The sequence below is a fragment of the Candidatus Tenderia electrophaga genome (assembly GCA_001447805.1).
Taxonomy (GTDB): Bacteria; Pseudomonadota; Gammaproteobacteria; order Tenderiales; family Tenderiaceae; genus Tenderia; species Tenderia electrophaga.
On sequence record CP013099.1, the window covers coordinates 1,849,934 to 1,864,435 of the forward strand.

At 43.6% G+C, this 14,502-nt stretch carries 10 protein-coding genes and 1 pseudogene; 10 read left to right on the forward strand and 1 reads right to left on the reverse strand.

Features of this window, described 5'->3' with window-relative positions; all coding sequences use genetic code 11:
* The first annotated feature begins 27 nt into the window (after positions 1 to 27).
* From cpsB to Tel_08550, 4 genes and pseudogenes are all read left to right on the forward strand, one after another.
* Positions 28 to 1,530: a mannose-1-phosphate guanyltransferase gene (gene cpsB / locus Tel_08535; protein ALP53200.1), complete on the forward strand. Its 1,503-nt coding sequence runs from the start codon at positions 28 to 30 to the stop codon at positions 1,528 to 1,530.
* Between the two features lie 393 nt (positions 1,531 to 1,923).
* Positions 1,924 to 2,268 carry a MarR family EPS-associated transcriptional regulator gene (locus Tel_08540; protein ID ALP54788.1) on the forward strand — a complete coding sequence of 115 codons (345 nt, stop codon included), beginning with the start codon at positions 1,924 to 1,926 and terminating at the stop codon, positions 2,266 to 2,268.
* A gap of 564 nt (positions 2,269 to 2,832) precedes the next feature.
* A complete protein-coding gene (locus Tel_08545) occupies positions 2,833 to 3,141 on the forward strand; it encodes a transposase (protein ID ALP53201.1) in 309 nt (102 codons plus the stop codon).
* A gap of 44 nt (positions 3,142 to 3,185) precedes the next feature.
* Positions 3,186 to 4,022, forward strand: a pseudogene (locus tag Tel_08550) (transposase).
* A 1,618-nt stretch (positions 4,023 to 5,640) separates the two neighbouring features.
* On the opposite strand, the gene Tel_08555 reads toward Tel_08550, so the two are convergent.
* On the reverse strand, positions 5,641 to 5,850 hold the full coding sequence (locus tag Tel_08555) for a hypothetical protein (GenBank protein ALP53202.1): 210 nt from the start codon (positions 5,848 to 5,850) through the stop codon (positions 5,641 to 5,643).
* Positions 5,851 to 6,011: 161 nt separating this feature from the next.
* Here Tel_08555 and Tel_08560 point away from each other — a divergent pair, with 161 nt between their 5' ends.
* The 6 genes from Tel_08560 (at position 6,012) to Tel_08585 (ending at position 14,331) form a co-directional block, all read left to right on the forward strand.
* Positions 6,012 to 7,220 (forward strand): UDP-4-amino-4,6-dideoxy-N-acetyl-beta-L-altrosamine transaminase, encoded by a 1,209-nt coding sequence (locus Tel_08560; protein ID ALP53203.1) that lies wholly within the window; start codon positions 6,012 to 6,014, stop codon positions 7,218 to 7,220.
* A 72-nt stretch (positions 7,221 to 7,292) separates the two neighbouring features.
* Positions 7,293 to 7,841, forward strand: coding sequence for a hypothetical protein (locus tag Tel_08565; GenBank protein ID ALP53204.1), 549 nt, complete (start codon positions 7,293 to 7,295; stop codon positions 7,839 to 7,841).
* Positions 7,842 to 7,869: 28 nt separating this feature from the next.
* Entirely contained in the window at positions 7,870 to 8,721 is an 852-nt protein-coding gene (locus Tel_08570) for a hypothetical protein (protein ALP53205.1), read from the forward strand.
* Positions 8,718 to 10,745 carry a glutamate-1-semialdehyde aminotransferase gene (locus Tel_08575; GenBank protein ALP53206.1) on the forward strand — a complete coding sequence of 676 codons (2,028 nt, stop codon included), beginning with the start codon at positions 8,718 to 8,720 and terminating at the stop codon, positions 10,743 to 10,745. The genes Tel_08570 and Tel_08575 overlap by 4 nt, the downstream gene beginning before the upstream one ends.
* A gap of 1,596 nt (positions 10,746 to 12,341) precedes the next feature.
* A complete protein-coding gene (locus Tel_08580) occupies positions 12,342 to 13,394 on the forward strand; it encodes a pseudaminic acid synthase (protein ALP53207.1) in 1,053 nt (350 codons plus the stop codon).
* Positions 13,395 to 13,455: 61 nt separating this feature from the next.
* Positions 13,456 to 14,331, forward strand: a complete 876-nt coding sequence (locus tag Tel_08585; protein ID ALP53208.1) for a hypothetical protein — start codon at positions 13,456 to 13,458, stop codon at positions 14,329 to 14,331.
* Positions 14,332 to 14,502 lie beyond the last annotated feature (171 nt).

The window sequence follows — 14,502 nt, forward strand, 5'->3', positions numbered from 1 at the left end:
CGCAGCATAAATGAAAGCTTTATAAAGATGGATATTCAACCCGTAATTCTGAGCGGCGGCTCCGGCACCCGCCTGTGGCCACTCTCCCGCGAACACTATCCGAAACAATTGATCGCTCTGTGTGGAGAAAACACCCTGCTGCAAGACACCGTGCTCCGCCTGGATGGATTGGAAGAAAGGGCGGCCAATCCCGCTGAAACGTTCTCAGTCAAAGCCCCGCTGATCATCGCCAACGAAGAACACCGCTTCCTCATCGCCGAACAACTGCGCCAAATCAGTCAGCCCTTCGAAAAGATCATCCTCGAGCCGGTAGGTCGCAATACTGCCCCGGCCCTGACCCTGGCCGCCCTGGCGGCGGTTCGAGGCGGCGACGATCCCATCCTGCTGGTTATGCCGGCGGATCATGTGATCCAGAGCGTCGAGGCCTTCCAGCAGGCCATCCTGCAGGGCGCCAAACTGGCCAGCGACAATTACCTGGTCACCTTCGGTATCGTCCCTGACGCACCGGAAACCGGCTATGGGTATATCAAAAAGGGCGAAGCTCTCGGCGGCGGCGCAAGCCAGATTGCCCAATTCGTGGAAAAACCCGACCAGGCCACTGCAGAAACATATCTGGATTCTGGCCAATACCTCTGGAACAGCGGCATGTTCATGATGCGCGCCTCGGTCTGGCTGGCGGCCATCGAAAAACATCAGCCCAAAATGGCGGCGGCCTGCAAAGAGGCCTGCGAAAAGGGGCGCGAGGATGTGGACTTCTACCGGGTCGACCACAACAGCTTCGAGGCCTGTCCCAGCGACTCCATCGACTACGCCGTAATGGAAAGAATCACCGCCTTACCCCCTCTCCGCCATGGGGGAGAGGGCGGGGGTGAGGGGGTGAAGAACACGCCCTTCAACGCGGCCGTTATCCCTCTAAACGCCCAATGGTCCGACGTAGGCTCCTGGTCCAGCCTCTGGGAGGTAAGTGACAAGGGTGACGATGGCAATGTCATCAAGGGTGACGTCTACACCCACAACACAAAAAACAGCCTGCTGATTTCCGAATACCGCCTCCTGGCCACCGCCGGCCTGGACGATGTCATCGTGGTCGAAACCGCCGACGCGGTCATGGTGGCGGCAAAGGACCATGCCCAAGACGTGAAGAAACTGGTGGAGAGCCTGAAAGGGGACCAGCGCAGCCATCATCAAAGCCATCGGAAGGTCTATCGACCGTGGGGCTGCTATGAATCCATTGATGGCGGTGACCGGTTTCAGGTTAAACGGATCACCGTCAAGCCCGGTGCCTCGCTGTCGTTACAGATGCACCATCATCGCGCCGAGCATTGGGTGGTGGTGCGAGGCACTGCAAAGGTGACCTGCGGTGAAAAACAGGTTTTGTTGACTGAGAATCAGTCGACGTATATACCGATTGGGGTGACACATCGATTGGAGAATCCGGGGACCATCCCACTTGACTTGATCGAGGTGCAATCGGGGAGTTACCTGGGTGAAGACGATATCGTCCGGTTCGAGGATGTGTACGGGCGGTAATAGAAGACCGCCGGCAGACAAAAATATTCGCTGCCCCTCCCTAAACTTCCCTTTACATGCTTGATTTTCCTATCTAGAATGGGTTTTTGTTCACTGGCTGAACAGAATGATTGCGCCTATTGGTACGCACTGTATGTCGATATATCGTGTTGTCGGCTTTTAGTGTGCAGTTGTCAGTAGTCAGGGGTTACCAACTGAAACCTTGATTCTGGATTATGTTGAACCTGATTTGGGGTGAAGCAGGGCGGTAGCGTGCCTTTTTGAGCTGTTTCTTTAATTAGTGGGTTACCGACTACCGTTTACTGACACTACTGACCCTACTGACCCTACTGACCCTACTGACCCTACTGACCCTACTGACCCTACTGACCCTACTGACCCACTGTTACTTTGATCTTAAACGACGAAACTCGCTATCAACTGCTCAAATTACTCGAGCAGAACCCGAATCTCACACAACGCGCATTGGCTAGTGAGTTGGGGATCAGTCTAGGCAAAACAAATTACTGTCTTAATGCCCTGATAGAAAAGGGTTGGATTAAAACGCGTAATTTTCGCCGCAATAAAAAAAAGTTAGGTTATGTCTATTTGTTGACGACCAAAGGACTTGATGAAAAAGCACGTATGACATTAAAGTTTCTGCGCCTCAAGCAACAGGAATATGATGAACTAGTTAAAGAAATCGAAGCACTTCGTGAAGAAGCCGCTTTGATCAATTTAGCTGAGGAGGGGGAATGATAGAAGCACATCAGCAATGGTTTGTAGTTCAAACCAAGCCACGTAAAGAGTCAGTGGCTTCAGAAAATCTGGAGCGGCAGGGTTACACAGCCTACTGCCCCAAAATAACCATATCTAAACGTCGCAAGCAGCGTTGGTGTCAAATCGTCGAGCCCCTGTTTCCTCGTTATCTGTTTGTTAAGCTCGAAGTAGGTGAGGATGATTTTTCTCCCATCCGTTCGACACTAGGTGTTCAGAACTTGGTTCGATTCGGTGAAAAAACTGCAGTTATGCCGGAACAAGTGATTGAAGCAATCAGGTCGCAGGAGCATTGCTTTTTGGATCAGTGTGCAAATCATCCTGATTGGAAAGCTGGCGATACTGTTGAAATTATAGAAGGGCCCTTTGCAGGCCTTAAAGGTGTTTTTCAAACCAAAAATGGAGAAGAACGGGCCATTGTGTTGCTGAAATTACTCGGGCGCGATAGCTGTGTATCAGTAAATGTGGATACGTTAGCTTCCCGACCTACCCACGAAAAGTAGACACACATCATTAATGCAATAATATCTAATGAGACGTGTCACTATGGCTAGAATGAAAACCAACGCATATTCTGAAGCATTCCGTAAAGAGGCGGTTCGTCTTGCAAACCTGCCAGACCGAACAGCCACCGATGTAGCCAAAGAGCTGGGGATTCATCCCGGGCAAATCTACAACTGGCGGACTCAATTCAGTAAGCTATCCAAGGGTCAATTCAAAAAGGTGGATGGTGTGGACTATTCAAAAGAAGAAGCCGAGGAGATTCGTCGGCTGAAAAAGGAAGTCTCCAAACTCAAAGAGGAGCGTGACTTCCTAAAAAAAGCGACGGCGTACTTTGCCAAGGAAGACAAGTAAAGTACGCCCTAATCCAGTCATTACGTGACGAATTCCACATCAATATGATGTGTCAGTTGCTGGGGGTGTCCCGTTCTGGATACTATGCCTGGTTAAAACGCCCGGTCAGCCAACGCCGACAACGCAGAGATTTGGTGTGCGATGCCGTTGAAGCCACCTATCATGGCTTCAAGCGACGCTATGGTGCCCCCAGGCTTACCGTAGAGCTGAACGAACAGGGAATCGACTGCAGCCTGAATCATGTCGCCATGCTACTCAAGGAAAAAGGCCTCAGGGCTCGAAATGGCAAAGGCTTCAAATACCGTGCGCGCATTGAATCCAAAACCAATGTCAGCGACAACCTGCTGGGGCGGCGATTTGAGACGAATGCACCCAACCGGAAATGGGTGTCAGATATCACCTATATCAAGGTGGGTAGAGTCTGGGTTTATTTAGCAGTTGTGCTGGACCTGTATTCACGCAGAGTCATTGGCTGGGCACTGGATACGCATATGCGCGAGGGGCTTATTTTGGAGGCCTTTAATATGGCCGTGTCCAGGCGAGACATTCAGGGTAATCTAATGCTGCACTCAGATCGAGGCGTACAGTACCGCGGGCATGAGTATCAGGCGGCTCTGGAAGAGAACGGTGTGCGGTGCAGCATGAGCCGCAAAGGTGACTGCTGGGACAATGCTGTGATGGAGTCATTCTTCAGTCGTTTGAAGGTTGAGCTCGTTTAAGCGGAGAATTACACAAATGTTGAAGAAGCCAGGGCAGGAATCTTCGAATATATTGAGCTGTTCTATAATCGAGTCAGACGGCATTCCGCCATTGGTTATACCAGTCCGGTTGAATATGAACAGAAATTTAAGAATTTTACCGTGTCCACTATTCGTGGGTAGGACCACTTCGTAATAACGGAACGGTAGTTAACAACATACAAGTGAAGAGAAAATATAGTAATACACATTTTAGGTTATACACTGATTTGCCTAATTCTTCTGAGGAGTCAGTGAAAGGATATGTGTGGTGTATTACCTCTTTAACTCAACTGGTTGTCATAAAGTGAAACTTTCTCCTCTTCTCAAAAGATTATGGGTTCATGTTGCGCCGCGTCGGCGTAAACAACTCGGACTGTTATTTGCTCTTGTGGTTATTACGTCTTTTACAGAAGTGGTGGCTATTGGCGCGGTTCTACCTTTTTTAGCAGTTCTTTCTAAACCAGAGACAGTATTTTCACATGAGCTGGCTCAACCTTTAATTAAAGTTTTAGAGTTAACTGCGCCACAGCAACTTGTATTACCTATTACAGTTATTTTTGCCCTGGCTGCTGTTGTATCGGGAGTGATGCGAATCGCAATGCTTTGGGGGCAGGCACGGCTTGGGCAAGCTATAGGCGCCGATCTCAGCTATCAAGTTTATCGCCGCACTTTATTCCAGCCTTACTCTGTTCATGTTGCACGTAATAGTAGTGAAGTTATTGCTGCAGTTACAAGTAAAACTAATCAGGTTGTTGCTGGGATTGTCTTGCCAGTATTAATGATGACTGGTTCCGTATTGCTTATGGTGGCAATTTTGGCGACGTTAATTTCTATCAGTCCTATAATAGCATTGAGTGGAATATTAGGTTTTGGAACGATTTATGGGGTAATAGTCTGGGTGACCAAGAAAAGACTGTTGATCTACAGTCATCGTATTAGTGATGGGGGTAATCAAGTTGTAAAGATTGTACAGGAGGGGTTAGGAGGAATTAGGGATATACTCATCGATGGTGCTCAATCCACATACTGTAAATCGTTTCGTACGGTTGATGTGTCAATGCGGCGCGCTCAAGCTAATAGCCAAGTTATTAGTTTGACTCCTCGTTATGGCATTGAATCGTTAAGTATGGTGCTAATAGCAGTAATCGCTTTCAGTTTGGTTGGAAGCAGTGGTGGATTGATAGACGTGCTTCCGGTTTTAGGGGCTTTTGTTGTGGGAGCTCAACGTCTTCTGCCTGCCCTGCAGTTGATCTATGCTAATTTGTCTTCAATGCGAACCGCTCAGATTGTATTGGTAGATATTTTGAGTTTAATTGAACAGCCGCTGCCCAATTATACGGGTGCTTTTGCGCAACCACCGTTATCTTTTGAGCGTAGTATTAAAATAAATGACCTTGGTTTTCGTTATGCTTCAGACGCACCATGGGTACTGCGCGGCCTAAATATTGAAATACGTAAAGGTAGTAGGGTCGGTTTTATAGGCTCCACTGGTAGTGGAAAAAGCACATTGCTTGATATTGTCATGGGGTTACTCCACCCGGTAACAGGAACGTTAACTATTGATGACAAACCAATAACAGAGGAAAATTATCGAAGTTGGCAAGCGCATATTGCACATGTTCCGCAGGCAATTTTCCTGTCAGATGCAACAATTGCTGAAAATATTGCATTCGGGGTTCCTGTAGAGCAGATTGATCTTGAGCGCGTTTGTCAGGCTGCTAGACAAGCTCAGATAGCTGAAACAATCGAATCTTGGAAGTCACAATACGAGACAATTGTTGGTGAAAGAGGAATGCGCCTTTCCGGTGGGCAGCGTCAGCGAATAGGTATAGCACGTGCGCTTTATAAGCAAGCTGATGTTATCGTATTTGATGAAGCCACGAGTGCTTTGGATAATGAGACCGAGCAGGCTGTTATGGATACTATTGATAATATTGCTGGAGAAACCACCATTCTTATCGTGGCCCATCGATTAACGACTCTTAAGAAATGTGATCAGGTAGTTGAATTGGAAAATGGCACGATTAAACGATTCGGAGTGTATGAGGATATTGTTGCATAATTATTTATCCTTTGTTTGGCGATAGATTTAATTTGGCTGATTAATAATGTTCTGGAACTTTTTAAATTATGATCCCATATGGTAAGCATTATTTAGACGAAGATGATATTGAGTCGGTAGTGAAAGTGCTACGCGAAGGGAGGCTAACACAGGGGCCTAAGGTGGCAGAGTTTGAGCAAGCAGTTGCCGATTATACTGGAGCGACGTTTGCTGTTGCTGTTTCGAGCGGAACTGCCGGATTGCATTTAGCGTGCATTGCAGCCGGTATAACATCAGGATGTCATGTTTACACCACAGCCAATACATTTGTTGCAAGCGCGAATAGTATTCTTTATGCAGGGGGACAACCGAATTTTTGTGATATTGATCCAGAGACACTAAATATGTCAACGGGTTACCTTGAAGAAAAGCTACAATCTACCCGTAAGCTTGATGGAATTATTCCAGTCCACTTCGCAGGATTGCCATGTGATATGGTAAAAATATGTGAAATTGCAGATTCATATGATGCCCCCGTTATTGAGGATGCGGCGCATGCATTTGGTGCTACTTACCCAGAAGGGGGGCGGGTAGGAAATTGTCAATATTCTGATATGACAGTTTTTTCTCTACACCCTGTTAAAGGGGTTACATCAGGAGAAGGCGGTGTAATTACAACTAACAATGAAAAAATATATCGTAAATTACTGCGTCTAAGGAGTCATGGTATTTGTAAAGGAAATTTCGACCTGCCTGGTGTGAGTGTTGCAGATAGTGATGTGCTGTATTATCCAGATGACGCTCTTTATGATGGGAAGCTTAATCCGTGGTATTACGAGATGCAAGAGCTTGGGTTTAATTATAGGCTTACAGACTTCCAATCTGCACTTGTCCTATCTCAACTAAAGAAAGCAGAGCCTTTTTTAGCCAGAAGAAAAGAAATAGCTGCAATGTATGATGAGCTTTTCGAAGGAGTAGATAGCATCACGGTTAAGCAGAAGCATGATAGATACAATACGTCACTGCATTTGTATGTATTAGAGATAGATTTTGAGAAAGTTGGCCGTGCTAGAGGCCAGGTTATGAGAGATCTATTCGAGAAAAACATAGGTACACAAGTTCACTACATCCCAGTTCCTTTTCAGCCATATTATGCGAAGCTAGGTTTTAAGAGGGAAGACTACCCTGTTACTCAGTCATATTACAATAAGGCTTTGTCTATCCCGATATATTATGGGTTGACAGATGATCAAGTGAAGTTTGTGGCAGATGAAATTATAGACATTGTTTTGGCATAGTTCTTTCCTAAGGTAGTCAATCGGTTGAGGGGCTTATTTGATTTGTGAGGTTCTTGTGTATGAGTGATAGGAATGGCTCTTATTAGATTAATAACTGAGCGGCTAATTCTGCGCGCTATGACAGTCGATGGTGTTTCTTTAGAGTATGTCTCTTGGCTTAACGATCCTGAAGTTAACCGTTACTTAGAGTCTCGTTTTATTGAGCATAATTTCGAAGACGTTGCAGGATTTGTGAGGCGCTTGCAGGCGGATGATTCCACGATATTTTTAGGTATATACCTTAAAGATAGCGACAAACATATAGGAAATATCAAGCTTGATTCAATTGACTCATACCATAGCCGGGGCATCGTCGGTCTAATGCTGGGTGATAAACAAGAGTGGGGGAAGGGGTTCGCGACCGAAGCTATACGCGAAATAACTAAATATGCTTTTAATGAATTAGGGTTAAAGAAAGTTTCTGCAGGTTGTTACGAGAGCAATCTTGGGTCAAAAAAGGCTTTTGAACGAGTTGGTTATGAGGTTGAAGGTTTTTTAAAGAGTCATGTAGAAACGGGCTCAGGAAGAGAAGGTTTGTGGCAGTTGGGAATGCTATCGGATAGTTTTCGCCTTGAAAAATAAGATTGCATTAGGCACTGTCCAGTTTGGTATGGCCTATGGTGTATCTAACACATCCGGGCAAACTAATCTTAATGAAGTAGAGGAAATTCTAACTTATGCTTTTTCCCATGGCATTAGTACTTTAGACACTGCTATGGCTTATGGCTCTTCTGAAGAGATTCTTGGGAGCACCATTCATCAATGTGGTGATAATTGGGAAATTGTCACTAAGACCCCTCACTTTAAGTCAGCAGAAATTACTCAAAAAGACTTAGATACGCTTAAGGCAAGTCTTGATAACTCGCGTGAGAAGCTTGGGAAGTCGAGCCTGTATGGGTTGCTTGTCCATGCATGTGACGATTTGTTTAAGCCAGGTGGGTGGCGGTTGATTAGTTGTATGGAGAAGCTTAAAGATCAGGGGCTGGTTAATAAAGTTGGTGTCTCTTTGTATTGTAGCGGGCAAATAGACAAGCTTTTGGAGTGCTGTTCTATCGATTTGGTTCAATTGCCATTGAATATTTTAGACCAGCGTTTGATTGAGAGTGGTCACTTGACTAAGTTGAAAAATAAAAATATTGAGATACATGCGAGAAGTGCTTTTTTACAAGGCCTGCTGCTTATGCCATTGGATAAAATTGACTCATGGTTTTCACCCATTAGAAATATGCTTTCAGGGTTCCACCAGGCGGCACTAGATAGAGATATAACTGTTTTACAGCTTGCTTTGGGTTTTGTCTCTAATATTAAAGAAGTCGATAAGGTCGTTGTGGGTGTGAATAATTTAGATCAACTACGAGAGATTGTCGCAGCCACTGATATTAATATTGATGTGGTTGATTTTAAGTTTCTTTCTGTTAGAGATCCGGCATTTATAAATCCCTCTAAGTGGAAGTTGAAGTGAAAGTTGTAGCAATTATTCAAGCGCGCATCGGTTCAACTCGTTTGCCCAACAAGGTGATGAAAACTATCAATGGTGTGCCAATGATAGAGCTTTTGTTAAAGCGCTTATCTAAATCAAAAGAGGTCAATGAAATTGTAGTTGCTACCTCGGTAGATAAAAATAACCAACCTCTTGTAGAGCACGTAAAAAAATTAGGGTATTGTTGTGAGCAAGGCAGTGAGAATGATGTATTAGATAGATATGTGCAGGCAGCAAGAGCTCACGATGCTGATGTTGTGGTCCGTATCACAGGTGATTGCCCTTTAATCGATCCCGGCTTAATTGATAAATGTGTCCTAGAATTTAAAAAATATAATATCGATTATTTTTCAAATATTTTGCAGCCGACTTATCCAGACGGTTTGGATGTGGAAGTGATTAAAAGGGAGTCTCTTGAGTACGCATTAGAAGCAACGGATGAGATTTACGATCATGAACATGTAACACCCTTTATACGTGAATCAGGCCGCTTTAAGATATCCGGAGTGGTTAATGATGAAGATGTCTCTAATTTACGCTGGACTGTAGATGAGCCTGCTGACTTTGAAGTAGTAAGTAATGTTTTTGATCATTTCTGGCCTAACATTTATTTCGATTGGAAAGAAGTATTGGGGCTTCAGCGCCGATCACCAGAATTATTTTCAGCGAATCAACAAATTCTTCGTAATCAAGGAGCAGCTATGGGTACCGGTCAGAAGTTGTGGCTACGTGCCAAGCAAGTAATTCCTGGTGGCAACATGCTGCTTTCAAAGCGGGCTGAGATGTTTTTGCCTGAACAGTGGCCCGCTTATTATAGTAAGGCAAAGGGTTGCCATGTTTGGGACCTGGACGGAAAAGAATATATTGATATGAGTATCATGGGGGTTGGTACCAATATCTTGGGTTATGGGCATCCCGCGGTTGATGAAGCTGTGCTTGGGGCTGTTAAGGCCGGCAACATGTCCACACTTAACTGCTCTGAAGAGGTGTTTCTTGCGGAGAAATTGGTAGAACTTCACCCATGGGCTGATATGGTCCGCTTCGCCCGCTCAGGAGGAGAAGCGAATTCTATTGCAATACGCATTGCCCGCGCGGCTTCTGGAAGGGATAAAGTTGCTATTTGTGGGTATCACGGCTGGCACGATTGGTATCTTTCTGCCAATTTGTCTGACGATAAAAACCTCGACGGGCATTTGCTTCCCGGTTTAGAGCCTAAGGGAGTCCCTCGTGACTTAAAGGGCTCAGTATTGCCATTTAGCTATAACAATTTTGAACAATTGGAAGAGCTAGTGATTAATAATGACATAGGTGTAATTAAGATGGAGGTCATTCGTAATCAAGAACCCAAAGATGACTTTCTTCATAAGGTCAGAAAGCTGGCTACTGACAATGGTGTTGTGTTGATATTTGATGAGTGTACTTCAGGATTTCGTGAGACATTTGGGGGGATACATAAAAAATATGGGGTGGAGCCAGATGTGGCGATTTTTGGTAAAGCCTTGGGTAATGGTTATGCTATTACAGCTGTAATAGGAAAACGCGATATTATGGAAGCAGCTCAGAGCACGTTTATTAGTAGTACATTTTGGACAGAGCGCATAGGCCCGTCAGCTGCATTAAAAGCCTTAGAGGTGATGGAGAAAACAAATTCATGGTGGAAAATTACTGAAACAGGTTTAACTATTAGTAGGTATTGGCAATCATTAGCTGATAAGTATGGGCTGTCCATAACTCATTCTGGTATACCAGCACTAACCAGCTTTTCATTTAATAATAAAAATTCACTAGCATATAAAACATTAATAACACAGGAAATGTTATCCAAGGGCTACTTGGCTGGCACGAGCACTTATGTTTGTACGGAGCATGTTCCTGAAATCGTCAATGGGTATATTGAGGCTCTTGAATCTGTTTTTGAACTGATTGGAGACTGCGAAGAGGGGCGTGATGTGTATTCGCTACTTAAGGGGCCAGTATGTCATAGCGCTTTTAAGCGTTTAAACTAATGCGAATAGTTTTTCGTGTGGACTCTTCTGATGTTATAGGTGCTGGGCACATTATGCGATGTTTGGCATTGTCTGAAGCGCTATCAGCACGAGGAGAAACCTGTCATTTTATAGTTCGTTCCCATAGTGGTCATCTTGCATCGTATATAGAGGAGAAGGGTTATACAGTTTCACTCTTGGAGTTACCTAATACAGAGATTAAAGAGCTATCTGATACTGATTACGCTGCCTGGCTTGGTGTCACTCAGGCTGATGATGCAGAAGAATGTATTGTTGCATTAAATGACGAACAAGCAGACTGGTTAATAGTAGATCATTATGCCTTGGATATTGTTTGGGAACAACAAATGCGGAGCCATTGTTGCAAATTAATGGTAATAGATGACTTGGCAAACAGAAAACACGAATGTGATTTATTGCTTGATCAAACGTATAAAAGAAGCAAAGAAAATTATTCGTCTCACGTTTCCAATGAATGCCAACTATTATGTGGCACAGAATATTCGCTGTTGAGAAGAGAATTCCAACTTTGGCGTGATTTTAGCCTTTTAAGACGACAATCGAGAAAACTAAATAATATACTGGTAAACATGGGAGGTGTGGATAATGACAACCTCACATGTCAAGTGTTGCAGGTGCTACAAAATTGTCTTTTGCCAAAGGGTTGTTCTGTCACCATTGTAATGGGGTCGACTGCGCCTTGGGCTAGAGAGGTTAAGCGCATAGCGGGTGTGTTGCCATTTACAGCAAATGTAAAAATTGGTGTAAACAATATGGCTGAGCTGATGGCTAATTGCGATCTGGCCATAGGGGCTGCGGGGTCAACCTCATGGGAGAGGTGCTGTTTGGGGTTGCCTACTATTCTGTTGGTTGTTGCTGAAAATCAACGTGAAATTGCACAGGCCTTGTCTACTGTAAGGGCAGTTCGATTTGTAGATAATATTGCTGATATTGCTAGTGAGATAAATAGTGCTTTAGATTGGATGGGTACGGCTAGTATAGAAAGCTCTAAAATTGTAGATGGCTTTGGCGCGGATAGAGTTGCAGACTTAATCGTTGGCAATAACTAGAAAGATACGATGTTGTATCCAAAGAATAAAATCTCATGAATAAGAAAATTTCACTGCGAAGGGCTACTATACGAGATGCGAGCACTCTCTTGGATTGGCGGAATGATCCAGAAACAAGGAAGTCGAGTCACAATGTATCTGAAGTAAATAAGGAAGAGCATGTTTCATGGTTAACTGCACAATTGGAAAACAGTAAATGTCGAATATATGTAGCTGAACAAAATGGTGTCCCTATTGGTACAGTTCGTGCGGATTATTCAGGTGGTGTATGGGAATTGTCTTGGACAACAGCGCCAAGCGCGAGAGGAAAAGGAGTGGCTAAACGCATGGTTGCCATATTAGCACGGCTGATTTGTGACCCAATTCGAGCTGAAGTTAAAGTCGGCAATGTAGCATCTGCGCGAATTGCGGAAAACGCAGGAATGGAACTGATCAATGAAGTTGAAGGAATTCTTCACTATGGTAGGGGGATGCTAAAAAATGAAAAGTCATAATAAGTGATTTATTCCAAATATTGAGGTGGTCGATGTTCCCTAATTTCAGAATCAATGGTAGAGAGATAGGTAATGGCTGTTGTCCTTATATGATTGCGGAGCTTTCAGCAAATCATAATGGGAAGTTAGAAAATGCGCTCAGAATAATTGAGCAAGCTAAATTAGCTGGCGCGGATGCGGTTAAGTTGCAAACCTATAAACCTGATACAATTACTTTGAGTTCTGATCGTGAAGAATTTCAGATCAAAGATGGGCTTTGGGCAGGTAAAACACTCTATTCTCTCTATGAGCAGGCGCATATGCCTTGGGAATGGCACGGCGTTCTTTTTGAATATGCAAGAAATCTAGGGATCACGATATTTAGCTCTCCATTCGATAATACGGCCATAGACCTGCTCGAGGATTTGAATGCGCCAGCATATAAAATAGCCTCCTTCGAAGCTATTGACTTACCTCTAATTAAGTATGCAGGCCAAACCGGCAAACCATTGATTATCTCGACAGGAATGGCTGATAAAGAAGAAATTCAAGAAGCAATAGATGCGGCAAAAAGTGCAGGTTGTAAAGAATTAGCAATATTGCACTGCGTAAGTGGTTATCCTGCGCCCGCGGATGATTATAACTTGATTACAATAAAAGATATGCAAAGCAGTTTTCAGGTTCCTGTTGGGCTTTCTGATCATACGCTTGATAATACGACCGCTATTGCAAGTATAGCCCTCGGTGCATGCATAATTGAGAAACACGTGACTATGGATCGTAATGGAGGTGGGCCGGATGATAGTTTCTCTCTTGAACCCGATGAGCTGGAACGGCTTTGCACAGGCACAAGAGTTGCCTGGAAAGCCATGGGAAATGTCGACTATGGTCGAAAATCAAGTGAGGAGGGCAATATAAAATTTCGCCGTTCGCTTTACTTCATGCAGAATGTTAAAGCAGGTGAGAAGGTAAGCGAGAAAAACGTTAAAAGCATTAGGCCTGGCTACGGGTTGCCTCCAAAGTATCTTGAAGAAATTCTTGGGAAGGTTGTAAAGACTGATGTTAAGCGTGGCATGCCAGTAAGCTTTGAATTGATAGAAAAGTAACTTTGCCCTAGGTTGTAGGGGCGAAAGTAATGTTAGCCATGTAAGATTTGAAGGAAAGTAGATGGTTTGTTTGATTTTTGGTCCAAGGAAGGGTGGTACAAGTTTGCTGCAACGGCTAATAGATAATAATAATGTGTTTAGCCATCCAACGGAAACCAATATAAAACACTATAAAAAATTGCAACATATTCTTAACGAAGATTCGGACGAAAAACCTTTTTTTTCGAAATACGAGAAGTATTTTTATACTCGCTATGAAAAAGATATTGGACTTGATAAGGAAAGGTATCAAAGTCATATAGTCGAATCACTAAAGGATGTTAAAACGCTTAAAGATTATGTTTTATTGCACGTAAGGGCTACTGTTGAAGCGTCTAATAATATCAATAAAGATGTTAGCGTATTTTTTATCAAGGAAGTCTCAGGGGACATAGAAAAAATATTTGCTGAATTTTTAGAAGAGTTTGAAGACGGAAAAATTGTATCGCTAAGGCGTAACCCTAGATGGGTTGCAAGAGCCGTGCTGACTGATCGGGGCAGAAGAGGCATTAAACTCGGACTTAACAAAAAAATAAGACAGATCGTTGACCCAATTTATATTGATAAGCAACAAATTAAATTTGTAGATAATCCACGTGTAATTACGGAGACATATGAGGACTTGATAGAGAATACAGAAGTGACAATGACAAAAATAATGAATTTTTGCGGATGCAGCATGGAAAACGAGAATTTGGTGCCAACAATATGTGGAAGGCCAACTGTGGTCGTAACTTCTTCTAAAAACGAAGGAAAAGTTTTTCAGCAGGCAGATAAAAAGCTATGGGATGACGTCTCAAAATTAGATTATTTGCTTCTTTTCATGGGGCCTATATTTTATTTCATTATTAGGTTGCTGGTTAATGCGAAATCTGAGTTTCATAGAGCATTTAAATAGATTGCCCCCCCCTTATATTGCTGAAAGGCTTTATTTAAGTTCTCTCTTTTAATTTTAAATGACAATGATTTGTTAGTTTTTTAGAGAAATGAAACGCTACTGTTATTTTATGACAGGAAGTCCGCTATGGATGAATGTCGCAGTTGATCTTTACGAAAAAGGTATAGCGAA